The organism is Klebsiella sp. C349492 (assembly GCF_042055345.1).
Classification (GTDB): Bacteria; Pseudomonadota; Gammaproteobacteria; order Enterobacterales; family Enterobacteriaceae; genus Klebsiella; species Klebsiella scottii.
The window spans coordinates 35,593-61,086 of the sequence record NZ_JANQCE010000007.1; the positions used below are offsets into that span (position 1 = coordinate 35,593).

General features: G+C 48.9%; 21 protein-coding genes, 1 tRNA gene and 2 pseudogenes. 16 read left to right on the forward strand and 8 right to left on the reverse strand.

Going from position 1 to position 25,494, the window contains the following annotated elements; translation table 11 throughout:
• Window positions 1-9 precede the first annotated feature (9 nt).
• Window positions 10-255 (forward strand): helix-turn-helix transcriptional regulator, encoded by a 246-nt coding sequence (locus NWP14_RS22015; RefSeq protein ID WP_375215996.1) that lies wholly within the window; start codon window positions 10-12, stop codon window positions 253-255.
• A 323-nt stretch (window positions 256-578) separates the two neighbouring features.
• Window positions 579-914, forward strand: coding sequence for an endoribonuclease SymE (symE, locus tag NWP14_RS22020; protein ID WP_375215997.1), 336 nt, complete (start codon window positions 579-581; stop codon window positions 912-914).
• Between the two features lie 105 nt (window positions 915-1,019).
• Here the strand turns inward: symE and NWP14_RS22025 are convergent, their stop codons facing one another.
• The 5 genes and pseudogenes from NWP14_RS22025 to NWP14_RS22045 all read right to left on the reverse strand — a co-directional run bounded on the left by NWP14_RS22025 (window position 1,020) and on the right by NWP14_RS22045 (window position 2,999).
• Window positions 1,020-1,505: an Hcp family type VI secretion system effector gene (locus NWP14_RS22025; protein ID WP_375215998.1), complete on the reverse strand. Its 486-nt coding sequence runs from the start codon at window positions 1,503-1,505 to the stop codon at window positions 1,020-1,022.
• 1 nt (window position 1,506) lies between these two features.
• Complete coding sequence (locus NWP14_RS22030) at window positions 1,507-2,028, reverse strand: hypothetical protein (protein ID WP_375215999.1); 522 nt, start codon at window positions 2,026-2,028, stop codon at window positions 1,507-1,509.
• A pseudogene (locus NWP14_RS22035) lies at window positions 2,009-2,170 on the reverse strand (DUF2778 domain-containing protein); the annotation flags it as partial. The pseudogene NWP14_RS22035 and the gene NWP14_RS22030, both read right to left, overlap by 20 nt.
• Window positions 2,171-2,224: 54 nt before the next feature.
• Complete coding sequence (locus NWP14_RS22040; protein WP_375216000.1) at window positions 2,225-2,503, reverse strand: hypothetical protein; 279 nt, start codon at window positions 2,501-2,503, stop codon at window positions 2,225-2,227.
• Window positions 2,478-2,999: a DUF2778 domain-containing protein gene (locus NWP14_RS22045; protein ID WP_375216001.1), complete on the reverse strand. Its 522-nt coding sequence runs from the start codon at window positions 2,997-2,999 to the stop codon at window positions 2,478-2,480. The genes NWP14_RS22040 and NWP14_RS22045 overlap by 26 nt, the downstream gene beginning before the upstream one ends.
• 862 nt (window positions 3,000-3,861) lie before the next feature.
• On the opposite strand from NWP14_RS22045, the gene NWP14_RS22050 reads away from it, so the two are divergent.
• From NWP14_RS22050 to NWP14_RS22070, 5 genes are all read left to right on the forward strand, one after another.
• Complete coding sequence (locus NWP14_RS22050) at window positions 3,862-5,334, forward strand: ATP-binding protein (protein ID WP_375216002.1); 1,473 nt, start codon at window positions 3,862-3,864, stop codon at window positions 5,332-5,334.
• Window positions 5,321-8,080, forward strand: coding sequence for a Z1 domain-containing protein (locus NWP14_RS22055; RefSeq protein WP_375216003.1), 2,760 nt, complete (start codon window positions 5,321-5,323; stop codon window positions 8,078-8,080). Before NWP14_RS22050 ends, NWP14_RS22055 begins: the two co-directional genes overlap by 14 nt.
• The gene (locus NWP14_RS22060; protein ID WP_375216004.1) at window positions 8,077-9,018 is read left to right on the forward strand and encodes a PD-(D/E)XK motif protein; all 942 of its coding nucleotides are present in this window, start codon (window positions 8,077-8,079) and stop codon (window positions 9,016-9,018) included. The genes NWP14_RS22055 and NWP14_RS22060 overlap by 4 nt, the downstream gene beginning before the upstream one ends.
• A 3-nt stretch (window positions 9,019-9,021) precedes the next feature.
• Window positions 9,022-10,887, forward strand: coding sequence for an AIPR family protein (locus NWP14_RS22065; RefSeq protein WP_375216005.1), 1,866 nt, complete (start codon window positions 9,022-9,024; stop codon window positions 10,885-10,887).
• Window positions 10,888-11,061: 174 nt separating this feature from the next.
• On the forward strand, window positions 11,062-12,699 hold the full coding sequence (locus NWP14_RS22070; protein ID WP_375216006.1) for a DNA cytosine methyltransferase: 1,638 nt from the start codon (window positions 11,062-11,064) through the stop codon (window positions 12,697-12,699).
• A 360-nt stretch (window positions 12,700-13,059) separates the two neighbouring features.
• Here the strand turns inward: NWP14_RS22070 and NWP14_RS22075 are convergent.
• A pseudogene (locus NWP14_RS22075) lies at window positions 13,060-14,338 on the reverse strand (tyrosine-type recombinase/integrase).
• Between the two features lie 199 nt (window positions 14,339-14,537).
• Window positions 14,538-14,622 (reverse strand) — tRNA-Leu (locus tag NWP14_RS22080).
• Window positions 14,623-14,903: 281 nt separating this feature from the next.
• Here NWP14_RS22080 and NWP14_RS22085 point away from each other — a divergent pair.
• From NWP14_RS22085 to NWP14_RS22125, 9 genes are all read left to right on the forward strand, one after another.
• Window positions 14,904-15,917, forward strand: a complete 1,014-nt coding sequence (locus tag NWP14_RS22085; protein ID WP_375216007.1) for an HNH endonuclease — start codon at window positions 14,904-14,906, stop codon at window positions 15,915-15,917.
• Entirely contained in the window at window positions 15,917-16,495 is a 579-nt protein-coding gene (locus NWP14_RS22090; protein ID WP_375216008.1) for a class I SAM-dependent methyltransferase, read from the forward strand. Before NWP14_RS22085 ends, NWP14_RS22090 begins: the two co-directional genes overlap by 1 nt.
• A gap of 157 nt (window positions 16,496-16,652) precedes the next feature.
• Window positions 16,653-17,672, forward strand: coding sequence for an NAD(P)-dependent alcohol dehydrogenase (locus NWP14_RS22095; protein WP_375216009.1), 1,020 nt, complete (start codon window positions 16,653-16,655; stop codon window positions 17,670-17,672).
• Window positions 17,673-17,860: 188 nt separating this feature from the next.
• The gene (locus tag NWP14_RS22100) at window positions 17,861-18,733 is read left to right on the forward strand and encodes a carbohydrate ABC transporter permease (protein WP_095104229.1); all 873 of its coding nucleotides are present in this window, start codon (window positions 17,861-17,863) and stop codon (window positions 18,731-18,733) included.
• Window positions 18,723-19,610, forward strand: coding sequence for a carbohydrate ABC transporter permease (locus NWP14_RS22105; protein ID WP_095104230.1), 888 nt, complete (start codon window positions 18,723-18,725; stop codon window positions 19,608-19,610). Before NWP14_RS22100 ends, NWP14_RS22105 begins: the two co-directional genes overlap by 11 nt.
• 10 nt (window positions 19,611-19,620) lie before the next feature.
• Window positions 19,621-20,445: a phosphodiesterase gene (locus tag NWP14_RS22110; RefSeq protein ID WP_375216010.1), complete on the forward strand. Its 825-nt coding sequence runs from the start codon at window positions 19,621-19,623 to the stop codon at window positions 20,443-20,445.
• Window positions 20,446-20,450: 5 nt separating this feature from the next.
• The gene (locus NWP14_RS22115) at window positions 20,451-21,521 is read left to right on the forward strand and encodes an ABC transporter ATP-binding protein (protein WP_346430509.1); all 1,071 of its coding nucleotides are present in this window, start codon (window positions 20,451-20,453) and stop codon (window positions 21,519-21,521) included.
• Between the two features lie 140 nt (window positions 21,522-21,661).
• Window positions 21,662-22,972 (forward strand): ABC transporter substrate-binding protein, encoded by a 1,311-nt coding sequence (locus NWP14_RS22120; protein ID WP_375216011.1) that lies wholly within the window; start codon window positions 21,662-21,664, stop codon window positions 22,970-22,972.
• A 132-nt stretch (window positions 22,973-23,104) separates the two neighbouring features.
• Complete coding sequence (locus tag NWP14_RS22125; RefSeq protein WP_375216012.1) at window positions 23,105-23,863, forward strand: IclR family transcriptional regulator; 759 nt, start codon at window positions 23,105-23,107, stop codon at window positions 23,861-23,863.
• A gap of 12 nt (window positions 23,864-23,875) precedes the next feature.
• Here the strand turns inward: NWP14_RS22125 and NWP14_RS22130 are convergent, their stop codons facing one another.
• Complete coding sequence (locus NWP14_RS22130; protein WP_375216013.1) at window positions 23,876-25,492, reverse strand: glycoside hydrolase family 43 protein; 1,617 nt, start codon at window positions 25,490-25,492, stop codon at window positions 23,876-23,878.
• Window positions 25,493-25,494 lie beyond the last annotated feature (2 nt).

The following is a 25,494-nucleotide window of genomic DNA, read 5'->3' on the forward strand; positions in this document are numbered from 1 at the left end:
AGGATCATCATGCTGCCGCACCGTTTAAAAGAAGCGCGTCTCAGGACGGGAATTTCCCAGCAGAAGCTGGGTATCCTCGCGGGTATCGATGAGGCGACGGCGAGCGCACGGATGAACCAGTATGAACGCGGCATCCATACGCTGGATTTCGCGCTGGCCTGCCGGTTGGCGGAGGTGCTGAATATCCCGGCCTGTTATTTTTATACGGTCGAGGACGATCTGGCGGAAGTGGTGGCGGGCTGGTATCAGCGCTGAGGCGGGCGGGTTTTATTCGTAAGTTGGGGTGGCGAGACTGGCGTTTTTCCGATGGTTGATAATAATATTTAGCGCTAAGCCATTTAATTATTAATAAGAAAATAAATCTATTCATTTATTCTATTTATGCGCTATATACATAACGATTAAATATTATCCCCAAATTCTTAAAATAAGCCAGAAGACGCTGATTAAGTTTTATAATCCGCTGGACTTTACTTTCCCTACTGGTTAAATTTACAGGTGTTATTTAGCGCGATGCGGATGTGCGCCAACACGTCCGCATCGCTCATCACAATCACTATTAATTGGGAATAGCAATTATGACTGAGACCGATTGTATTGCAGATTCATTCGATGCAGAAGCGCCGATGAAAAATAAGCGCCAGCTTACCGTGAGCTATGCGAGCCGCTTTCCGGATTATACCCGTATTCCGGCTATCGTTATGAAGGGCCAGTGGCTGGAGGCGGCCGGGTTCGCGACGGGAGAAAAGGTAGAGGTTCGGGTCATGGCGGGCTGCATCTTGCTGACGGCGGTTGAGCCGGAACCCGAGCTGGAAGAAGCGATGCGTCGGGTTGAGAAGCTGTCGGCGAGGAAGCAGAAGCAGGTCCGGGAGTTTATTGGGGTGATTGCGGGGAAACGGGACATAAAGAATTAATGCTCCTGCGCTGGTGAGTATTTGTGGAGACAGGAGCACTACTTTCTGTCTCCCAAAAGACCCTGTACATCATTCTGTCTAAACGCCTTTCCTCAGTAACGTTGACTAAGCCCTCACATTCCAGTCGTCGGTATACTGCACGTTACCATCGACATAGCGCCATGTGATTCTATCGTACATAAGAGCAATAGATTCCATATGATTGATTTGCGAGTTACCAGACATTTTAGCGTTTGGCATACCCGGATTCACACCTGTAATCTTCACGCCTTCAAGGGTCATAATGAAGTAGCACTCTTCCTGCCCTGCATCGTTAATACGATACCAGCGAATCTCCGCGCTTTTCAGCGTCTGACCCGTAGATACGGCTCTATATAGATACGGGCTGGAACTATCAAACTCCTTTTCAATCATCATCGGAGAGTGCGATCGCTTGCCAGTGATCTTGCCATTGGCACCGTCCACCGGAATGTTCAAACCGTGGCTAAAACCAATAATCTCGATACTCCCCTCACGATCCTTAACGTCTACAGATCCCTTAATATCTGCGCCACCATCATCTTTAAGCCACATATAAGCCGGAACAGGCATTTTACAAACTCCTTTTGGTTGTGATTTTATTCATAATGACTCCATAACAAGCCACCGTTAGCAACAAATTGAAAGTCATAATTGCCGCAATAATGAGAGCTGAATATGTTTCTCCATCAGGGAAAAAAGCCTGGTAAGGCAGAAAGCGGAGCAGTATCCAGAACAGCAACGTTAACGCAAACAACTTAGCTAAACGCCGCAGCGTGGATAAAATCCAATCCTCAGGGAGGCTGACTGGACTCACTTTTCGTGTAACACCGCTGTAGGCAGTAATAATCGCACTCATAACAGGAACACTGATCAGGGTATTAATCAGGATAGCGAAGTAAATATGTAACGATTCCCACACCTCTAAATCAGGTTCACCCAGTATGAAACTAGTAAAATTACTGGCGCTTTGGAAATCGAAAAGAGCAATGATTGAACTGACTAAACCGTCGTAAGGAATCACCTCAGAGACAATCAGCATAACCACAGAAAACAGCGCTATCTTAATGAACAAGCTAAGGGCATGTTTTGCCATTAGCAATCACCTCAATTGTGCCGTAGGCCTTTAGTTTTCTCATACAAGGAACATCTACCTGCTGTGTTCCCAGTAACGCGTTGCGTAACATGGCAAAATCTGAATCATGTGGAAGGGTGATACAACCTTCTGACAGCGTGCCACTACAGTCTGCGCCGCCATCATCTTTAACCACATATACGGAGGGATTGGCATTTCATTTGCTCCTTATTTTTCTGATCAACTTCATCGTTATGAAATAAATAACAGAAGTGACAATAACCATCGTTAGAACATCAAGGTAAAAATAAGTGTCATACATGGTTTCTGCGTTAATATCGCCGTAAACAAGGTCACTTATCTTTGATGCAATTGCATGATTAATATAAATTTCTGGATTTCCGAATATTCTCCCTACAGCCATACCGATCAGAAGAAATAGAGCCGTCTTTAGCAATCTTACGCCCCATCTACGGGCAAGTGTTGGTGTTGCCATTAGCCACTACCTCAACCCAACCACGAGCCATAAGAGAGCGCATACACGGAACCTGAATAAGCGATGTGTTCATCAATGCATTGCGAATTTGCGCGAAGTCGGAGTTATGACCAATAGTTATGCAGCCCTCGGATAATGTTCCAGGATGAAGCCGGAATAATCCACGGTGAACATCGTTAATCCAGGTTCCGTCATCAATGCCCCAATCATCTTTATACAGAGCAAACCATTCATCACGTCCAAACTCTGCGCCGTGCCTAACCTTGTTCCATGTATCCTGTCCTTTGGCTTTCAATCCTGAAAAGAACCCGCCAGCACCACGATCAACTATCCAATATTTGCCAGGAGGCAACGGGCCATCCCCTTTTACAGCGCCACACGCTCCCTTGTTTCGATAGACACCGTTGCCAGAAAAAGCCATGAACACGCCCACGCCGTACAGGTTGAAAGGTGCATAGTCTGCCCCGTTCAATATCAACTTTCCTTGCAGAGCCATAAACCACCCAATATCCTTTTATAACATGTGGATTAGGGTATAAGCTGTTTAGCCGACAGTCCATTTTAACTTTATGATTTTATTTTAAATAATCTTGTTTTGTTGATAGCAAGTTTCTGGCGATAGGATATGGGTTATAGCAAATAGTGAAATTTATCAGGATATGTATGTACTCTTCAGGAACCTGGCTGAGATACAGACAGAGTTTAAGCCAAGTAGGTACTCGCAAGCTATGAACTGACATGTAAGTATCCCTGCAAAAAGAACCATCAACTTTTAGAGAGTCTCTGATACTCCAACTTCCGCTGTTGGCACAAAGCAGACCCTCTGAAGTAACGAGGGGGCCCCTCTGAGCAGAGAGCGGACGTAAGACCCACTTTTCGACTAGCCGTAGTAACCCCGCAGGGAGCACGGGAGGGGTTGTATATGGAGCAAATATAAAAATCATGCCCAATAAGTCAGGGCATGATTTAAGCGACCTTTAGCCGAATTACCTGTTCTGTTGAGTAGGGAAAATGATCAGGTCATTAACGGTAACCTTTGCAGGCTGGTTTAGTGCATAAATGACTGCTTTGGCTACGTCTTACGAGCTGATGGTAATCTTGTTCAGTTCCTGGACTGCCTCTCGATCTTCAGGGCCGCTCACTGCCCAGCCTGTATTAATCGCACCAAGGCTGACGGTATGTAGTCTGGATACACCACCGAGCCTCTCTTCAGTTCAAGGGCAATGAGCGATAGCTGTGTGTTCACAACCACCACACTAACACTGATGTAGCCTTCATCAAAAAATCAGTATTTATATTTGCAAAATGCTTTCGTATCAGAAAAAATACTACTTTTCAATCCTATACAAGGGCTTTGCATGAAGTGTATATCATTGCCACCGTATGCACCGACTTTGATAGAGTCAACTCGTGCAATTGGTTATACATTAGAAGCAGCAATAGCCGATATTATTGATAATAGTATCACAGCTCAGGCTTCGTGCACTGATATTTTCTTCTTCCCTACTGGAAATTCATATATAGCCATATTGGACGATGGTTGTGGAATGAATGCGGAAGAAATTGATATCGCAATGCGTTATGGCAGTCAAAATCCAAATTCTAAACGAACTGCAAATGATTTAGGCCGCTTTGGACTTGGTTTAAAAACAGCATCACTTTCGCAGTGTCGAACACTAACTGTAGTCAGCAAGCAAAGAAAGTGTATTGAAGCAAGGCGCTGGGATATTGATCATGTAATCAAAACTCAAGACTGGTCCCTTATCGTCCTTGAGTCGGATGAAGAAATAAATAAAATTCCACGTATTGAGAAGCTGAAAGAAAAAGAATATGGAACTCTCATTGTATGGCAAAATCTTGACCGACTTAAAGTTGGAGAGCTTGATTTTGAACGTTCTATGGGAAAAAAAATTGATGACATGCGCAAACATCTATCATTGGTTTTTCACCGTTATATCAATGGAGAGGCAAATCTTAAAAAACTACAGATAAGAATGAACAACACACCTATCATTCCTGTAGATCCATTTCTATCCCAACGAAACACACAAGTTATTTCTGATGAGTCAATACTTTGTGAAGGCTCAAAAATCGTTATTCGTCCATATATACTACCACATATCTCTGATTTAACTAATAATGAATTAGAATTGCTTGGAGGTAAAGAAGGCCTCAGAAAAAGCCAAGGTTTTTATGTGTATAGAAATAAAAGATTGCTGATTTGGGGAACTTGGTTTCGAATGATGCGTCAGGGGGAATGCTCTAAACTAGCTAGAGTTCAAATTGATATTCCGAATGAGTTAGATACTCTTTGGACACTAGATATAAAGAAATCAACAGCTATTCCGCCAGAAATAGTTCGCAATAATCTTGCTCCTATCATACAAAACCTTGCAGAGAAAAGTAAAAGGACCTGGGAATTTCGTGGCAAACGCGAAATGGATGACTCGATTGAACATATGTGGCAACGATTTATAGGGAAAAGTGGTGGTTTTTATTATCAAATAAACCGCGATCACGTTCTGATAAAAGCGTTGATTAATTCATCACCGAAGTTCAAAAGAAATATGGAAAGTCTACTCAAATTGATTGAAGCAGGGATACCATTCAATCAACTATATCTCGATTTAACATCTGAAAAACAAATTAAGAATGATATCGAAATAACTGATGCAGAAATTGATTCGATATTAAGAGGGTTACTTGACCAATTTTCTACAAAAACTGCGAAAAATGAAATGCTAGAGCAGTTAGCAATTACAGATCCTTTTGTAAATTACCCACAGATAATTGCTCGCTATAAAGGAGTGTACTTAAATGGTAGCAACTAACATGGAGCAACTGGAAGGTATGATATCTTCCAGTACAAATAAAGAATACCCAGAGTATCCACCTACTGAAATTCAATTTGATGATATATCCGAAAAAATACGACAACTGCTTGAGCCTCTTTACCCTGTAACGGATGATGAATTCGACAAGCTTAAGCGAAGATTAAAAGAAAAAGTTGTAGTAAAAATGGATCTAGGTGTTTTTATTACAGATAACAAACATCAACATAAATCATGGCTGCCCGCTAGGCGTGCTGATTTAGATTTTTACTTCTGGAAGCGATACAAAATGTATCTGGAAGAAGTTAAAGGCTGGAACTCCCGCGTAACCGGTAGCTTAGACCGTGTATCTGATGAAATTGTGGATTTACTTGGTGATCCTAAAAGCAGCGATTCTTTTCAAAGAAGAGGTCTGGTCTTAGGAGATGTACAATCAGGAAAAACAGCAAACTATACAGCCATTTGTAATAAAGCGGCAGACACTGGATATAATGTAATAATTATCCTTGCAGGAACAATGGAGAATCTTCGTCAGCAAACACAGGAACGTCTTGATGCTGAATTCTCAGGAAGGAAGAGTGAATATTTTTTAAATCCAAAGGGAGATATTGAGAACATTCCGGTGGGGGTCGGTAAGTATGGACACGAAAAAAGAATAGAGTCATTTACTTCGGTTGTAAAAGATTTTGATAAAAATATATTACGTCAGTTAAGTCTTTCATTAAAAGGTGTAAATAACACCGTTATTTTTGTCATCAAAAAAAACAAAAGTATACTCAACAATCTTATCCGATGGTTAAAGAGTAATAATGCAGATGCAAAAGGTTTAATCTATAAGTCTTTATTATTAATTGATGATGAAGCAGATAATGCTTCTGTAAATACAAATGATCCGGAAAAAGATCCAACTGCTATAAATAAAGCAATACGTGGCCTGCTACAATTATTCCGACAAGCATCTTATCTCGGCATTACGGCAACTCCTTATGCAAATATATTTATCAATCCTGATAGTGTAGATGAGATGACTGGAGATGATTTATTCCCACGTGATTTTATTTATACACTTTCACCGCCTACTAATTATATTGGTGCTGAAGATATATTTGGTGGTGACGAACAATCACCCGCAAAATATAAGGATGCACTTAAATCAATCTATGCTAAAGAAATGGATGCTTTTTTCCCATTCAATCATAAGAAAGAGCATGCTGTTACAGAGTTGCCACCCAGCATGATAGAAGCAATGGCTTACTTTTTACTGGCTACAGGCATTCGGAATATCAGGGGTGATTCAAATTCTCATCACTCGATGATGATACATACTAGCCGTTTTACCAATGTTCAAGACCAAATTAGAGACTTAGCTGGTGAATGGATAATTAGGGTTCGTTCGGATTTACAAAATTATGCTGGTTTATCGGAAAGTGAAAGTGAAAAGATTTCAAGCATTGCTTATTTAAAAGCTGTTTGGGAAAAACACGAACTTTCTAGTAAAGTAGGCAAGTTAGATAATCCAATGCCATGGCATCAATTCTTGACACAGCACCTTTATAAATCTGTTGCTCCAATTAATGTAAGAGCGGTAAACCAGAAAAGTGGGGCAACCAGCCTTGATTATTTTAATCATAAAGAAGATGGGTTGCGAGTTATAGCTGTAGGCGGCAACAGTTTATCTAGGGGGCTCACACTTGAAGGGCTATGTGTTAGTTATTTTTACCGCCGTTCTAACATGTATGATACATTGCTACAAATGGGTCGATGGTTTGGTTATCGTCCTAATTATGACGATTTATTTAAGATTTGGATTAGCTCAGAAGCAATTGATTGGTATGGGTACATTACCGCAGCCGCTGAAGAGCTCAAACTTGAAGTTGCGCGCATGAAAAATGCAAACCTCACTCCGATGGATTTTGGTTTGAAGGTTCGCCAAGATCCTGCGTCTTTAATCGTTACAGCAAAAAATAAAATGAGAGCTGCAACATTTGTTAAGCGCCCCATAACAGTTTCAGGGCGACTACTTGAGACCCCACGTCTAAAATCCGATACTAAAACCTTAAATTATAATGAAGAAGTTTTTATAGATTTTATTAATCGACTATCCGATGTTGGAGTGAAAGCTGAACAAAGATTCGAGAAACTCTTCTGGGAAAATGTTCACAAAGACGAAATAGAACAATTACTGCGAGATTTTAAAACACACCCTTGGCAACTAAACTTTCAAGGAGCAGCACTTGCTGACTTTATAAGAGATGATGCAAGCTTAGATTCTTGGGATGTTTATATAGCACAAGGGAGTGGAAATAAATTATATCTACTCGATTGCGATAATGGGAAAATTGAAATTGCGCCTGAAATTCGTACTGTCAAGGCTTCTGGCTCTCAAATTTGCATTAGCGGAACCAAAGTGCGAGTAGGGGCAGGTGGTGCTACAAAAGTTGGTTTAAACGAAGAACAAAAGAAGGCCGCTGAGACCAAATTCAAAATGGACAATCCAAAAGCACATCATGTTCCTGATAAAGCGTATCTTTGTGTACCACGAAATCCTATTTTAATTCTTCATGTAATTGAGGTGGATAAAGGAAAGAGCCAGATTGAAGATAATATTAAAGTCCCTGACCATCTTTTTGCATTGGGGATAGGAATACCGGCTAATGGTAAAGAGAAAACAGCGAATTATATGGTCAATCCCATTGAGCTTCGTGGTTATAATGATTTTATTGAAGATGAAGGGGATGAAGAATGACATTAACTCCTGAAGTACTTCGTCAGCAATGGGAAGATATAGATTACAAGGATGGTGGTTTTTTACAGATAAACATCCAACATTCACTAGAATGGTATATTGGATATCAATCTATTAGTCAGAGGACTTTACTATTATTATGTAATATGGATATCGATTCTATCGAGTCCTCGAAGTCTATACTGGTTAGCCGCCGTCGTAGAGAAGTTGATAATCGTTGGATATTAACATTTGAGTTGTTGCGCAATGAACAACAAGATGTTTTTGCAATTCTTTGTTGTGACATTATAAATTATTCATGCTTTGCTGCAGATGAACAGGAGGCTCTAAGTTTAGTCAGAGCACGTTATAGGCAATGGGCTAAATTGCTTGAATCACAAAAACAAGGAGTAATGGATGAGCATATGCGCAAGGGATTATTAGGTGAACTACTCTTCCTAGAAAAATATATGGATAGTTGTCCCTCTATTCTATATGCAATTAATGGGTGGTCAGGCCCAGAAGGTTCAGATCAAGATTTCATGTATTCTGAAGGATGGTACGAAATTAAGAGCATTGGTATTTCATCATCAAATGTCACCATTTCATCACTTGAACAATTAGATTGCGATGAATTAGGGGAGCTTGTGATAATGAGAATTGATAAAGTGCCACCAAATAAACCTAATGCAATTTCTTTAAATGAATTAGTAAACCGAATAAAGGATAAACTATCCTTTAATCCAGAAGCGCTCGAGATATTTCAGCAAAAGCTAGTTTCTTATGGGTATATAGAACTGCAGGAATACTCAGAGACAAAATATCACTTTTCAAAAACTCAAAGGTATCTTGTTAGTGAATCATTCCCAAGGCTTATAAAAAACAATGTACCAAATGAAATAGTTTCTTCAAACTATGAACTAAATCTACCATCTTTGAATAAATGGTTAAAAGGATAGAAAATGGATGCAAAGGATTTTAAAAAAGATTTTATGGAAGAAGTGAAAGTTAATGCTTCAGTGACAGGAGATGGGTCATGTGCGTCTTTTGTATCTACTTTTGCTCATTACTTGCAAGAGGCTGAATTTTTGCAAGATTTTACACCATCTTATTTTGAAGGGACTGGGAAATATAATCGAAAAGTTCGTGTTGATGGTTATGCATATGATGAATTCGATAAAACAATGAATCTAATAATTGCTGATTATGATAGTTCTGAAGGCGAACAATCCTTATCAAAAACTCAAGCAAAGCAATTGCATAATCGTTTACTAAATTTTGTACAAGACGCAAGAAACGTTGGTCTTCAACGTAGTGTAGAAATGAGTAGGCCTTGCTGGGATTTAATCGACTTGATAAAGGAAAAAAAAATTGAGGTGCGAAAATATCGGTTTCTGATTTTTTCAAACTCTATTATTAACAAAAACATCATCACTCTAGAATCATCTAAAATAGATGACGTATTGACTGAATGTCAAATATGGAATATTGACCGATTATTCAAGATATGTGCATCTGATTCAGGAAGACATATTATCGAAATTAATTTCAAAGATTACACTCTCAACGGGATCCCTTGTTTAGATGCAAGTGAAACAATTACAAAAGATTTTAAAAGTTACCTCTGTATAATTCCGGGGTCAGTATTAGCAGATGTATACGATGAATATGGCAGTTTACTTTTAGAAGGTAATGTCCGATCCTTTTTATCTACTAAGGTTGCTGTTAACAAAAAGATTCGAACAACTATTATTGAATCCCCTGAAAGATTCTTTGCTTATAATAATGGAATTTCAGCAACTGCCATGAATGTGTCGATTGAGTCAACTGCTGATGGCCAGAGACTCATAGCTGCGAGTGATTTTCAGATAATAAATGGAGGACAAACTACAGCCTCCCTATCAAATACAAGACATAAAGATAAGTCTGACTTGAATGCGATTTTTGTACAGATGAAACTGACGGTAATTGAAAAAATCCCTGAAGAAGATGCGACTCTGCTCATTCAAGACATATCACGATCCTCTAATAGCCAAAATAAAGTAAGCGATGCTGATTTCTTTTCAACCCACCCATTCCATATATGGATAGAACGTTGTTCTCAACAATTATACGCAAGAGCCATTGATGGCTCTCAATATGACACAAAATGGTTCTATGAGAGAGCTCGAGGTCAATATTTTCAAAAACAAATGCACTTAAGTCGAGCGGACAAGAAAAAATTTCTTCTACAGAATCCCAAAAGTCAGTTAATTACTAAAACTGATCTTTCAAAGGTCCGAAATTCTTGGTCTGGTTTTCCACATATTGTCAGTCGTGGTGCACAGACTAATTTCACATACTTTGCTGACAAAATGACTAAAGTATGGAGTAATGAAAAAGATACATTACAGTCAGGAAATAAATATTTTCAAGAAACGGTCGCATTGATATTAATGTTTAAGTACATGGAAAGAATGATACCGCATCAATCATGGTATTCACAGGGATATCGTGCAAACATTATAACTTACACAATTGCTTTTCTACATAAACTAATAAAAAACAATTACAATACACGAGTTCTAGATTTAATTGCAATATGGACACGACAGGCTGTACCTAATATTGTCCAGGAAATATTAACTGAGTTAGCAGAAAAGGTTTATTTTAAACTTACAGATCCTTCACGTAGTGTAGAAAATGTAACTCAGTGGTGTAAACGTGAAGATTGCTGGAAAAACGTTCAGAGTATTTCCTATAAACTTCCAAATGAAATAGAAAATTGTCTCACTGAATCTAATGATCAATATTTAGAGATTGAAATGGCAAAATCAACCAACGAATGAAATTTATGATACTAAGTCCATTAGGATGATATTGAATACCTAGAAAAAAAATGCAAAAATGAGGTGGCAAGATTTTCTGCTCCAATCGCCAGTTTACTTTTTGAGCATTGAGAAGAATACAAACCTTAAGTTTCAAAGAGTTACAGACATTTTGAAAAAATATGGACTCATATAATGAGCGAACAAGTTAAATCAGCATCGAAATATAACATTGTGGATTTGTTCGCAGGTGCCGGCGGTCTTAGCTATGGTTTTCTGCAAACTGAACGTTTCTCGATAAAAGCAGCTTTCGAATTGAACTCAAGTGCCCGGCAGACCTACCAGCGTAACCACGGTGACAATGTTGCTATGTATAGTGACGTTGAGCAGGCGCTCGCAGATACTATGAAAGAAGAGCTTGGACAAGTCGATGTGGTGATCGGTGGGCCGCCTTGTCAAGGATTTTCAAGTGCTAATCGCCAAAAAAATCACGCTATCAGCCAAAATAACTCACTTGTTAAAAAGTTTGTTAAGGCTGTCCTTAATTTAAATCCTAAAGCTTTCGTAATGGAAAACGTGAGCCTACTTCAATCCAAAACTCACCGTTTTTATGTAGATGAGAATGATAAAGATATAATAGAGAAATATCACATAGAAACGGAGTCTGCTGAAATCTTACTTCTTGATAAGCCATTTTTATTTGATGGTGTTATTGATATTGTTAGCAACAAAAAATTATTAGAGCAGTATTTATGGAATGAAAAAGATTATTTCACTTTCAATGTTGTCTTTAAAGTTCGCAATAACGAAAGTAAGTTAAAAACGACTCTTGAGAAACACAAAAAAAAATTACTAATTCTCGCAGAAAAACTTATTAAACAGCAAGATGAGGTAGTGTCCGACCCTATCACGAGTTATAATCATTTTGCTGGTATGGTTATCACTCAGTACTTCAGTGAGTCTCAAATTAATAAAAGTGCCATCCATTTATGTAATACAATTGAACCAGTTGTTATGATTCAAAGAATGCTTTCTAAAGCCATGGAAATTCACAATAATAATATTGAAGTGACAGAATACTCCATAAACAATGGATTAACTGCGATTGTTACATCTATGGCCGTAGTTGATTATATTGAGTCAATCCTTGGCGCTGAAGATAGCGGTTATAACATTACAAAAGGTGTTTTGTCAGCGGCTCATTTTGGAGCCCCACAAAAGCGAATGCGTTTTGTCATTATGGGTGTTAAAAAAGAGATAGCCCAAAATATAAGCTTGCCAGAGGGTACTTTTACAGAAGACCATTTTAGAACAGTAGAGGATGCAATTAAGGATATTGAAAATATTCAAACTGCAGTTACTGTCAATGAAGGTAGTATTGGTATTAAACTTCCAATGCTACAAAACTCTATCAGTGAATTAGGTCAACAGCTCCGTGATTCGGATACACTTTATAACCATGTATCGACAGAAACTACCCCACATGCTTTAGAACGATTTAAAGTAATCCAACAAGGTTGTAATTTTCATGATTTACCACTAAATCTAAAGACAACCTATTCAGACAGCTCCAGAACTCAAAATACAATATATCTGCGGTTAAAATATAATGAACCTTCAGGGACAGTAGTTAATGTAAGAAAATCGATGTGGATTCACCCCATTCATAATCGAGCGTTGAGCATTCGTGAGGCTGCTCGCTTGCAAACTTTCCCTGATAGCTTTGTATTTTGTGGAGTTAAAGACTCTCAATATCAGCAAATTGGCAATGCTGTACCTCCAATATTAGCAAAAGCCCTAGCAAATCATTTATGCCATTTTTTAGACAATTGAATGCTCATCCATTATAATATTTAAATTTATAGCCGAGCGTTTTGTAAACTTTAACCAGAAATAAAAAGATATATCATCAAGTTATTTCTGGTTATTTATCCTGATGACTCATAATCATGACCAATTAATTATAAACACCCCCATTAATTTCAACGGCAAATAATTAATTACTGATGGTAGCTAAAAGTTAATTTACTTAAAATAAATGCAATCACTGATAATTCATCCTTATAAATTAAAAAAACATGTACAAAGATAATAGCTTCAACATTCATATCAGGGTAAATAATTGGAACCAAGTAACCATCCCTTAATGAAGGTATGGGCTAGCAATAATAAACACATTATTTTATTTATATTTCAAGATAATTTAGATGACATATCCCACGTATCCCTCCCAAATTCAAACGGGCTAATCCCTTTCTTCCGATTAATATCCAGATAATCTGCCCACCATTGTAGCATCAATATTCGCTCATCCAAATGCTCCGCTTTATGGATATAAGCTGCTCGCACAGAGTTACGTTCCATATGGCTCACCTGCCGCTCTACCGCATCCCTGGACCATAATCCTGACTCAATCAGCAAACTACACGCCATCGTTCTAAAACCATGCCTACAAACCTCTATCTTCGTGTCATAACCCATAACACGTAGCGCCTTGTTAACCGTGTTTTCACTCATCGGTTTACGAGGGTTATGATCGCCAACGAAAACAAAATCACGCTCGCCACTCAGCTTGTAAACCTGTTTAAGGATGTCCAGTGTCTGCCGAGATAAGGGCACCAAATGAGGTGTACGCATTTTGGAGCCACGCTGTGAATGCTTCACTCCTTCAATAGCTTCTCGTTCAGCCGGAATTGTCCACATTGCCCTTTCAAAATCGATCTCGGACCAACGGGCAAATCGCAATTCACTGGAACGAATGAAGATTAACAACGTTAGCTCAACAGCCAAGTGGGTCAAAGGGCGTCCCGTGTAACCGTCAATTCGGTGGAGTAGTTCAGGTAGGCGTTTAAGCTCAAGTGCTGGACGATGAACACGATAACTGGAAGCAACTGCTCCAGCCATCTCTTGGGCAGGGTTGTAATCAATCAGGCCACTTTGGACGGCATATCGCATGATGGCAGTTGTCCGTTGCTGAAGACGAGAGGCGACTTCGAAACGGCCTGTAGCTTCTACAACTTTGATAGGAACCAGCAGATCGCGAGCTCTCAGCTCCTCAATGCTACATTTGCCGATTGCATGGAACAGATTGTCTTCCAGACTATTCAGTATCCGTCGGCTGTGTTCTTCTGTCCATTTTTTATTTGCTGCGTGCCACTCTCTGGCAACTGACTCAAAGGTAATGGCCTCTTTCGCCTGTTCCTCTTTCACAGCCCGCTTATGCTCACGAGGATCGATGCCGGCAGCAACCAGCTTTCTGGCTTCTTCCCTTTTTTAGACGAGCATCAGCCAGTGATGTTTCAGGATAAACCCCAAACGCCATCAAGTGCTGCTTACCACCAAAGCGAAAGCGGAACCGCCAGTATTTTGAGCCGTTAGGGTGAATGAGCAAAAACATGCCATCCCCATCGACAAGGGTGTACTCCTTTTCCTACGGTTTTGCAGAACGCACTTTGATATCTGTCAGAGCCATAAAAGTTCTCCTTCCATGTGCCACCGTGAGTATACAACCATTATCGAACCAGCATATATACTCAGTTCTATACTCACAAGCGACTTGATGTGGGTTGACTCAGATTGACTTCTATTGAAAGGAAAATCGCGGAAAGCCTTGTGTGGCGCGGATTTCAGGCACAAAAAAAGACGTCCGTTGACGTCTATTGATGTTCCGATGGTGCCGAAGGCCGGACTCGAACCGGCACGTATTTCTACGGTTGATTTTGAATCAACTGCGTCTACCGATTTCGCCACTCCGGCACAGAAGGGATACGGAAACGTTGTGGATTATACCTGTCGTTGGCTGCCATGCAAGCAACAGCGTATGCCGGCTACGCTAAGTGTCGAAAAAAACAGCGTAACCCGCCTTTTACCGCGCTAACCCGCGCGCTCCCCTGCTCTCTCAGGCATTTATCTCCGAACCCACTCGCAAAAACCTGCAAACGCTTCAGGGCGGTTTACATTTCCAGCCATTTGTTATCAGATCCTGTTATTGGTTCGCGTAATAACGCCGATACTTTCCCAATAACAGGGTGCCCGCTATGCGTTTCTATCAGATCGAACCCACGCTGGAGAACTACTGGCGCGGCATTATTCTGTTTGGCAAGAACGTCGCCTCCTACAAGTTCGCGCTGGCCCACGCCCTGTACGACGTCCGCCGCGACGGCAGCGACCTGATCCTGCTCGAGGACCTGGCGCTGCCCTTCAGCCAGCATCTGTGCCGCCATCTGCAGCAGGCGCCGAAGCAGATCACCTCTGCCAGAAGCCAATTCCTTAATACCTGCGACAGCTTTAACCGCCGGGAGATAAGCCAGGATCGGCTCACCGCCGCCACGGTGAAGCTCGGCTTTAGCGTGGTGCTGGATAAGTTTCATAACGTCAATCAGGGTGAAATCGATAAGCGCTTTTTTATCGACGAGCGCAAAACGCACAAGGGCATCCGCCTGACCGACAGCTTTTACCAGTTGACGGAGCGCCAGCAGTACCCGAATCTGATCCATGAAACCGAGGCCCGCTGGCGACTGGTCGAGCAGGCGTGGGCGATGAACGTCTCCCGCAGCCTGATCGCCATCGAGTACGATGCGGCCGAACAGCAGCTGTTCAGCGCCAGCAGCGCCCGTCGGGTAGCCATCTCCAGCTGTCGCGACAGCCTCAACGGCTACCAAAAAGGACGATGCTTCTACTGCTACGCGCCGGTTAGCCTCGATAGCGGCGACGAGAACCTGGCCGACGTCGACCACTTTATCCCGTGGAGCGCCCGTCATGAGGTGGGCAATATCAACGGCGTCTGGAATCTGGTCCTCGCCTGCCGGAGCTGCAACCGCGGCGAACGGGGCAAGTTTATGCGGGTGCCGTCGCAAAAATTACTCTACCGGTTGCGCGACAGGAACGAATATTTTATTACCAGCCACCTGCCGCTGCGCGAAACGCTCATCCGTCAGACCGGGAGCACGCCGGCGCGCCGGCATGATTTTTTAAACAACGCCTGGAATACCGCGCGTATTACCCTGCTTCATGAATGGGAGCCCCAGGCCGCCGGGCCGGATATCTTCTGATGACCATCAACTACTACCAACACAACGCCGACAGCTTTTTTACCGCCACCGTCGCTGTCGATATGTCCTCCCTGTACGCCCCCTTCGTTGAGGCGCTAACGCCGCCGGAGCTGATCCTCGATGCCGGCTGCGGTTCCGGGCGCGATGCGAAAGCTTTCTCAGAGATGGGCTATCGGGTCGAGGCCTTTGACGCCTCCTCGGAAATGGTGGCGCGGGCAGCGCGCTACAGCGGGCTGACGGTCCGTCAGCGCAGCTTTACCGACATCAGCGAAACCGCACGCTACGATGGGATCTGGTGCTGCGCATCGCTGCTGCACGTGCCTGGCGATGAGCTGCCCGGCGTGATGCAGCGGCTGGCGACGGCGCTTAAACCCGGCGGCGTCTGGTACGTATCGTTTAAATACGGGACCGGCGAGCGCGAAAAAGAGGGGCGACGCTTTACCGACCTCGATGAAGCGGGCCTCACGGCGCTGGTCGCCGCTCTGGCGGATATCGACATCACGCGGATGTGGCAAACCCTGGATAAGCGCCCGGACCGCAGCGAAACCTGGCTGAATGCGCTGCTGCTGAAGGCCTGAGCCTACGCTCCGTTCCCCTCGCCGCCGAGGGGAACTCTGGCCGCTCTTCGTTTCTCGCCCCACCCACGCCCCTCCCCCACACCTCCTTCTGCCAGGCGTCGCCACCCCCAATGCTCTACACTTCCTTCTTATCTATGCCAAAACCAAGGAAACCGTCATGAGCATAATTAAAAGCTACGCCGCCAAAGAAGCGGGCGCCGATCTGTCGCTATGGGAATACGACGCCGGCGAACTCCGGCCGGAAGATGTTGAGGTCCAGGTGGAGTACTGCGGCATCTGCCACTCGGACCTGTCGATGATCGACAACGAATGGGGCATGTCGAGCTACCCGCTGGTTGCCGGCCATGAAATCATTGGTCGCGTCGCGGCGCTGGGCAGCGCGGCGCAGGAGAAAGGGCTGAAGGTTGGTCAGAAGGTCGGCATCGGCTGGACGGCGCGCAGCTGCGGGCACTGCGACGCCTGTATCAGCGGCAACCAGATCAACTGTCTCGAAGGCTCGGTGCCGACCATCATCAACCGCGGCGGCTTTGCCGATAAGCTGCGCGCCGACTGGCAGTGGGTGATCCCCCTGCCGGAAAGCATCGATATCGCATCCGCCGGCCCGATGCTCTGCGGCGGCATCACCGTCTTTAAACCGCTGCTGATGCATCGCGTCACCGCCACCAGCCGCGTCGGCGTCATCGGCATCGGCGGCCTCGGCCACATCGCCATCAAGCTGCTGCGCGCGATGGGCGCGGAAGTCACCGCCTTCAGCTCCAACCCGGCGAAAGAGCAGGAAGTGCTGGCGATGGGCGCCGATCGCGTGGTCAACAGCCGCGATCCTGAAGCCTTAAAAGCGCTGGCCGGCCAGTTCGACCTGATCATCAACACCGTGGCGGTGGATCTCGAATGGCAGCCGTACTTCGAAGCGCTCTCCTGGGGCGGCAACTTCCATACCGTCGGCGCGGTGATGAAGCCGTTCCCGGTTCCCGCCTTCACCCTGATTGGCGGCGACCGCAGCATCTCCGGTTCGGCGACCGGCAACCCGTCCGAGCTGCGCAAGCTGATGAAGTTCGCCGGGCGCAGCAAAGTGGCGCCGACCACCGAGCTGTTCCCGATGTCGCAAATCAACGAGGCGCTCAAGCACGTGCGCGAAGGCAAGGCCCGCTATCGGGTGGTGCTGAAAGCCGACTTCTGACGATCTCCGCCGCGCTCAGGCCGCATGCGCGCGGCCTGAGCGCCAATGATTCAATATATCCGCCGGGCGGCCCGTCCGCCCGGCATCTGCTCTCCCGTTCATTAAATAGTCATCTTCCCGCCATACTTTTGCAGTCAAAGCTTCTCACAATCCGTGCTTCGACAATGCCTGATTGAGACGTCGCCGTTATGAGAAAAAGCTGGCTCCCCTGGCTGATACTGTCACCTTCGCTGCTGTTTTTGCTGCTGTTTACCTGGTTCCCGCTGGGGCGCTCGGTCTACGACAGCCTGTTCGATACCCGGATGGTCAGCGACGGCGCGCAGTTCGTCGGCCTCGATAACTTCACCCGCCTGTTCGCCGACGGCGTCTTCTGGCAATCGCTGGTCAATAACCTGCTCTATATCCTGCTGACGGTGGTGCCGGGCGTGACCCTCGCCCTGCTGCTGGCCGTCGCGCTGAGCGAAAACCATCGCGTCAACCGCTGGCTGCGCACCGCCTTCTTCTTCCCGATGATTATCCCGATGGTCAGCGCCGCCGCGCTGTGGCTGTTTATCTTTATGCCCGGCCTCGGCCTGCTCGACCACTATCTGGCGAAGATCGTCGGCCCGATGAACAACAACTGGCTGGGGCGCAGCAACACCGCCCTGCTGGCGCTGGCGCTGATTGGGGTGTGGAAGTTTGCCGGCTACTACATGCTGTTTTTCCTCGCCGGCCTGCAGAGTATCCCGGCCTCGACCCGCGAAGCGGCGATTATGGAAGGCGCCACCCGCAGCCAGGTGTTCTTTAAGGTCACCCTGCCGCTGCTGCGCCCGACCCTGAGCTTCGTCATCACCACGGCGCTGATCTACTCCATCACTCAAATTGACCACGTGGCGGTGATGACCCGCGGCGGGCCGGACAACGCCACCACCGTGCTGCTCTACTACATCCAGAACCTGGCGTGGGATACCCACGACCTCGGCAAAGCCTCCGCCGCCACCTTCCTGACGCTGGCCGGGCTGTTCGCCTTCTCGCTGCTTAACCTCAAACTGCTGGAGAAAGGAGCTCACCATGAGCGCTGAAATTTCGCCGCTGGCCGTGCGCTCGTCGGGCGCCTCGCGTCCGCTGTGGCTGCGCCTGCGTCGTTCGCAGCCCTTTACCCTCAGCGTGCTGATGTGCTGCCTGGCGCTGCTGTGGGTGAGCCCGTTTATCTGGATGCTGGCGACCTCGTTCAGCGCCACCACCTTCGGCGAAGATATGGCCTCGCTGCTGCCCAGGCTGCCGCTGACCCTCGATAACTTCCGCGACGCCTGGGCCAGCGCCGACTGGCCGAGCCTCTACGCCAACACCATTATCTTCACCTTCGGCACCTTTTGCGTGCAGCTGCTGACCATCACCACCGCCGGCTACGTCTTCGCCTGCCACGAGTTCCGCGGCAAGCAGACCCTGTTCCTGCTGTTCCTGGTGCAGCTGATGATCATGCCGGTGGTGATGATGGTGCCGAACATGCTGACCCTCAAAACTTTCGGCCTGCTCAATACCCTGACCGGGGTGATGATGCCCTACTTCACCTCGGCCTTCGGCGTGTTCCTGATGCGCCAGGCGTTCCTCGCCATCCCCAAAGAGCTGGAGGAAGCCGCGCTGATGGAGGGCTGCCGCTGGTGGCAGGTGCTGTTCCGCGTGCTGCTGCCGATGTCCTGGCCGTCGGTGCTGGCCTTCGCCACCGTCAGCATTACCTACCACTGGAACGAATACCTGTGGCCGCTGATGATGCTCAACGATCCCGATAAGCAGGTGCTGACCGTGGGGCTGGTCTCCTTCGCCATGGGCGCCGAATCCGGCGGCCAGTGGGGCACCATCGGCGCCGGGACGCTGATGGTCTGCCTGCCGCTGATGCTGGCGTTCATTCTTTTCCAGAAACAGTTCCTGCGAAGCTTCGGCTTCTCCGGGATCAAATAAGGAGTTATTGATGCTGTTAGCGCAAATTTCCGATACGCACTTCCGCAGCCACGGCCAGAAGCTGTACGGCTTTATCGACGTTAATGCCGCCAACGCCGACGTGGTCTCCCAGCTCAACGCCCTGCAGGAGCGTCCGGACGCGGTGGTGGTCAGCGGCGATATCGTCAACTGCGGCCGCCCGGAGGAGTACGAGGCGGCCCGCCAGATCCTCAGCGGCCTGAACTACCCGCTGTATCTGATCCCCGGCAACCACGACGATAAAGAGCTGTTTCTGGAATACCTGCATCCGCTGTGCCCGCAGCTCGGCAGCGATCCGCAGAACATGCACTACGCGGTGGACGATTTTGCCACCCGCCTGCTGTTTATCGACTCCAGCCGCGCCGGCACCTCCAGCGGCTGGCTGACGGACGAGACCATTAAATGGCTGGAAGCGCAGCTGTTCGACGGCGGCGATAAGCCCGCGACGGTATTTATGCATCACCCGCCGCTGCCGCTGGGCAACGCCCAGATGGACCCCATCGCCTGTGAAAACGGCTATCGCCTGCTGGCGCTGGTGGAGCGCTTCCCGTCGCTGACGCGCATTTTCTGCGGCCACAACCACAGCCTGACCCTAACCCAGCACCGCCAGGCGATTATCTCCACCGTGCCGGGAACCGTGCATCAGGTGCCCTATTTCCACGAAGATACCCGCCCGTACTACGACATGTCGCCGGCCTCCTGCCTGATGCATCGCCAGGTAGGCGAGCAGTGGGTGAGCTACCAGCACTCGCTGGCACACTATGCCGGGCCGTGGCTGTATGACGAAAACATCAGCTGTCCGACGCAAGAGCGCTAATCGCCATGCTTAGTTTGCAAAATATCAGTAAACGCTTCGACGGCAAGCCGGCCCTCAGCGCCCTGTCGCTGGATATTCACGAAGGCGAGTTCGTGGTGCTGGTCGGCCCCTCCGGCTGCGGTAAAAGCACCCTGCTGCGCCTGCTGGCCGGGCTCGATCGGGTCAGCGACGGTGAAATCTGGCTGCATGAACAGAACATCACCGATATGTCGCCGCGCGAGCGTAATTTCGCGATGATCTTCCAGAACTACGCCCTGTTCCCCCATCTGTCGGTGCGCGACAACATCACCTTCGGCATGAAGGTGCGCAAAGAGGAGAAGGCCAGCTGGCAGCCGCGGGTGGATAAAGTCGCGCAGATGCTGCAGCTGGACGCCCTGCTGGATCGCAAACCGGCGAAGCTCTCCGGCGGCCAGCGCCAGCGGGTGGCGATGGCCCGCGCCATCGTACGTAATCCGCGGCTGTTCCTGATGGATGAGCCGCTCTCCAACCTCGACGCGCGCCTGCGCAGCGAGGTGCGCGACAGCATTATGGATCTCCACCAGCAGCTGAAAACCAGCACCATCTACGTCACCCACGACCAGACCGAGGCGATGTCGATGGCCGACCGCATCGTGGTGATGAACGCCGGCCACGTGCAGCAGGTCGGGCGCCCGGAGCACCTCTACGCCCACCCGGCTAACCTGTTCGTCGCCGGGTTTATCGGTTCCCCGGCGATGAACCTGCTGTCGCTGCCCTGCGCCGACGGCGAGGTACGTCTCGGCGAGCTGCGTCATCCGCTGCCGCCGCGCTATCGCGATGAGTCCCGCGTCTGGCTGGGCATCCGCCCGGAACATATCAGCGATCGCGTGGAAGAGGGCCATCTGCGCCTCTGTGCCACCGTGCTGCAACGAGAACTGATGGGGGCCGACTACCTGCTCCACGTCAGCACCCCCATCGGCACCCTGCGCTTTAGCCGCCGCCATCGCGGCGCGGTGCCGGAGAAAGGCGATTCGCTGATCCTCGGCTTTTCGCCCGGGGATATTCATCTTTTTCATGCTGAGAAACAGCATAATTTAGCGCCCGCTCATCAGGCGTAATTGTTGCAGTCAGTTTGGACACGGACAGCGCGCAAGAATCGGAGCGTACACGGAGTACGTGAGGATTCTGAGCACTGCCCAGGGTCAAACTGGCAAATAAAATAGCCTGAGGACCAGGCGCTTACTCCAGGAGATTGACCATGCTTAAGCCCTTAGCGGCCATCACCGTCAGCCTTAGCCTTGCCCTCTGCGGCGCGGCGCTGGCGAAAGAGAAGATCGATTTCATGTTCCCGGCGCCGGTAGACGGCAAGCTGACCATGGAGATGACCCGCGTCATCAAAGCCTTTAACGACTCGCAGCAGGACGTGGAAGTGCGCGGGATCTTTACCGGCAACTACGACACCACCAAGATCAAAGCCGAATCGGCGCAGAAGGCCGGGCAGCCGCCGGCGCTGGTGATTATGTCCGCCAACTTCACCACCGACCTGGCGCTCAAGGATGAGATCCTGCCGATGGACGAGCTGTTTAAATATGGCGACCAGAAGGCCGGAGATTTCCTGGTCAACGAGTTCTGGCCGGCGATGCACAAGAACGCCCAGGTCATGGGCACCACCTACGCCATTCCGTTCCATAACTCGACGCCGATCCTCTACTACAACAAAACCCTGTTCGAGCAGGCCGGGATCAAACAGCCGCCGCAGACCTGGGCCGAGCTGCTGGCGGATGCCAAAAAGCTGACCGATGAGAGCAAAGGCCAGTGGGGCATTATGCTGCCGTCCACCAACGACGACTACGGCGGCTGGATCTTCTCGGCGCTGGTGCGCGCCAACGGTGGGAAATACTTTAACGAAGACTATCCTGGCGAAGTCTATTACAACGCCCCGACCACCATCGGCGCCCTGCGCTTCTGGCAGAACCTGGTGTATCAGGACAAGGTGATGCCCTCCGGCGTGCTCAACTCGAAGCAGATCAGCGCGTCGTTCTTCTCCGGCAAGGTCGGGATGGCAATGCTGAGCACCGGCGCGCTGGGCTTTATGCGCGAAAACAGCAAAGATTTCGAGCTCGGCGTGGCGATGCTGCCGGCCAAAGAGCAGCGCGCGGTGCCGATCGGCGGCGCCAGCCTGGTGAGCTTTAAAGGCATTTCCGACGAGCAGAAAAAGGCGGCCTATCAGTTCCTGACCTGGCTCGTCAGCCCGCAGGTCAACGGCGAGTGGAGCCGCTTTACCGGCTACTTCTCCCCGCGCAAAGCCGCCTACGATACGCCGGAAATGAAGGCCTATCTGCAGCAGGACCCGCGCGCGGCCATCGCCCTGGAGCAGCTGAAATACGCCCATCCGTGGTACTCCACCTGGGAAACCGTCGCCGTACGTAAGGCGATGGAAAACCAGCTGGCGGCGGTAGTCAACGATGCGAAGGTCACCCCGGAAGCGGCGGCCCAGGCCGCACAGAAAGAGGCCGATGCCCTGATGAAGCCGTACGTAGATAAAACCGCTCTCGCGGAGATAAAGTAAGCCCCCACCTCGTCGCCCCGACGGCCGCACCGCGCTGAGCGGGGCGACGAGGAGTTTTCACCCCAGCCGTTTGATTTTTCAGCCTAAAAAGGGTACTTTTTCACCCTCTCCCCGCGTGAATGGTCGTACATTATGCCTATTATTCAGTCTGTTGAACGTGCTTTGACGATCCTAGATCTGTTTAACGACCAGGCGAAGGAGCTCAAAATCACCGACATCAGCAAGCAAATGGGCCTGAGCAAAAGCACGCTCCATTCGCTGCTCAAAACTCTGCAGCTGCACGGCTATATCGATCAGAACCCGGAAAACGGCAAATACCGCCTCGGCATGAAGCTGGTGGAGCGCGGCCACTTTGTGGTGGGCTCAATGGATATCCGCCAGAAGGCGAAGGGCTGGCTGACGGAGCTATCCCGAAATACCGGGCAAACCACTCATCTCGGTATTCTCGACGGCCATGAAGGCGTCTATATCGAGAAGATCGAAGGCCGGCTTGCCGCCATCGCCTACTCGCGTATTGGCCGCCGCCTGCCGGTGCACGCCACCGCCATCGGCAAGGTGCTGATTGCCTGGCTGGGCGACGCGGAGCTGAATGCCCTGCTCGAAGGCTATCAGTACACGCCCTTCACGCCCACGACTATCACCTCCCGCGAGGCGCTGCTGGAGATATTGGCGCAAACCCGCGCCCGGGGCTACGCCCTGGATAGCGAAGAGAACGAACAGGGCGTACGCTGCGTGGCGGTGCCGGTGTGGAATCATGAATCGCGGGTGATTGCCGCGCTAAGCCTCTCCACGCTCACCTCACGGGTGGACGATGACGAGCTCGCCCACTACCGGCTGCAGCTGGAAGAGGCCGGGCGCCAGCTGTCAAAAGCGCTGGGCTACCCGGCCTGATGGCCTGGTCCGCTACCGGCAGGGCAGGTAGCGGAAGTAGTCAAAATCAGCGTAGCAGCCGTCGCCGCTGATATCCTCGCAGTGCAGGCCGACGAACGCCCCGGTAAAGAACCCGCGGCCGCCGATATAGTCGTCCGACAGTTTCCACACCGCGTAGTCGATTGGCACCCGGTGCCAGTTCTCGCCGTCAAACGAATAGCTATAGCGGTACACCAGATGGTCAACGTCCACCCGCAGCCACACGCTCTGCGCCTCATCCGGCACCGGGATCGGCTGGTCGTGCAGCGGCCAGGACGGGACGTTGTGGTCGAGCTGCAGCACCTTCAGCGTCCTGCCCCGCCCCTCCTCGAAATCGACAAAACAGTAGCTCCAGTTTTTGGTGTTGTAATAGCAGGTTAACCCCGCGCTCTGCTGGAAGTTCTCCGGCGCAAACTCCATCCGCGTTTCGGCGCGGAAGGCAAAGTGCTGCCAGCGCCGCGCCACGGTGGACTGGGTAAAGGTGGAGTTAAGCGAATCGTTGCCGTACAGGCGCAGATAGCCCGGCCGGGCGCTGAGGGAGCCGAGCGTCTGGTCAAAGGGAATACGCAGGGTTTGCAGCTCCGGGTCGAGAGTCGCGCCGTCGAACTCATCGCACCACGCCGACTCTGCCGGCGCCTGGCTTTCCGTCATCTGCGGCCCCGGCACCGTCAGCGCCGCGTGTTTACCGCCTTCGATGACCGGCCAGCCGTCGCGCCAGGCGACGGGCGTAATGCCGGTTTCACGCCCCAGCGAGCAGTAGCCGCGCCCGCCGGATGCCAGCAGCGGTACGCCGGGCAGGCGCTGCGGGCGGCCGGTGAGATACGCCATATACCATTCGCCGGTATGCGTCTCCAGCAGCGAACCGTGGCCGCTTTTCTGCAGCGGGTTCTCCGGCAGATGCCAGCTGCTCATCAGCGTCACCTCAGGAGACAGCTCATAGGGCCCGTCGATATTTTTCGCCCGCAGCACCACCACCGCGTGCTCGTAGCTGGTGCCGCCCTCCGCTACCAGCAGGTAGTACCAGCCCTCTTTGCGGTACAGGTGCGCCCCTTCGGTATAGCGCAGGTCGGTGCCGGTAAACAGGGTTTTACGCTGCGGCGACAGGGTCCGGGTCTGCGGGAAATACTCCTGCAGGACGATGGTACAGTGCGGATCGCTGTGGTGGCGCGGCCCCCACGGGCGGTAGATGTAGTATTTTCGGCCGTCGCTATCGTGAAACAGCGACGGGTCAAACCCGCCGTTGCCCATCGCAATCGGCTCGCTCCACGGGCCTTCGACGGAGGGGGCGGTCACCAGATAGTTGCGGCCGTTTTTCCACGGCGAGTCGACGATTTTCACATCGGTATACAGCAGCCAGAACAGGCCGTCGGCGTAGCTCAGACACGGCGCCCAGATGCCGCCAGAGTCAGGATTGCCTTTCATATCCAGCATCGACACGCGATCCAGCGGCGTGCTGACCAGCGACCAGTTTTTCAAATCCCGCGAGTGGTAAATACGCACGCCCGGAAACCACTCAAAGGTGGAGGTCGCGATGTAGTAATCCTCGCCCTGCCGGCACAGCGACGGGTCGGGGTTGAAACCGGTCAAAATCGGGTTAGTAATCGTGTACATAT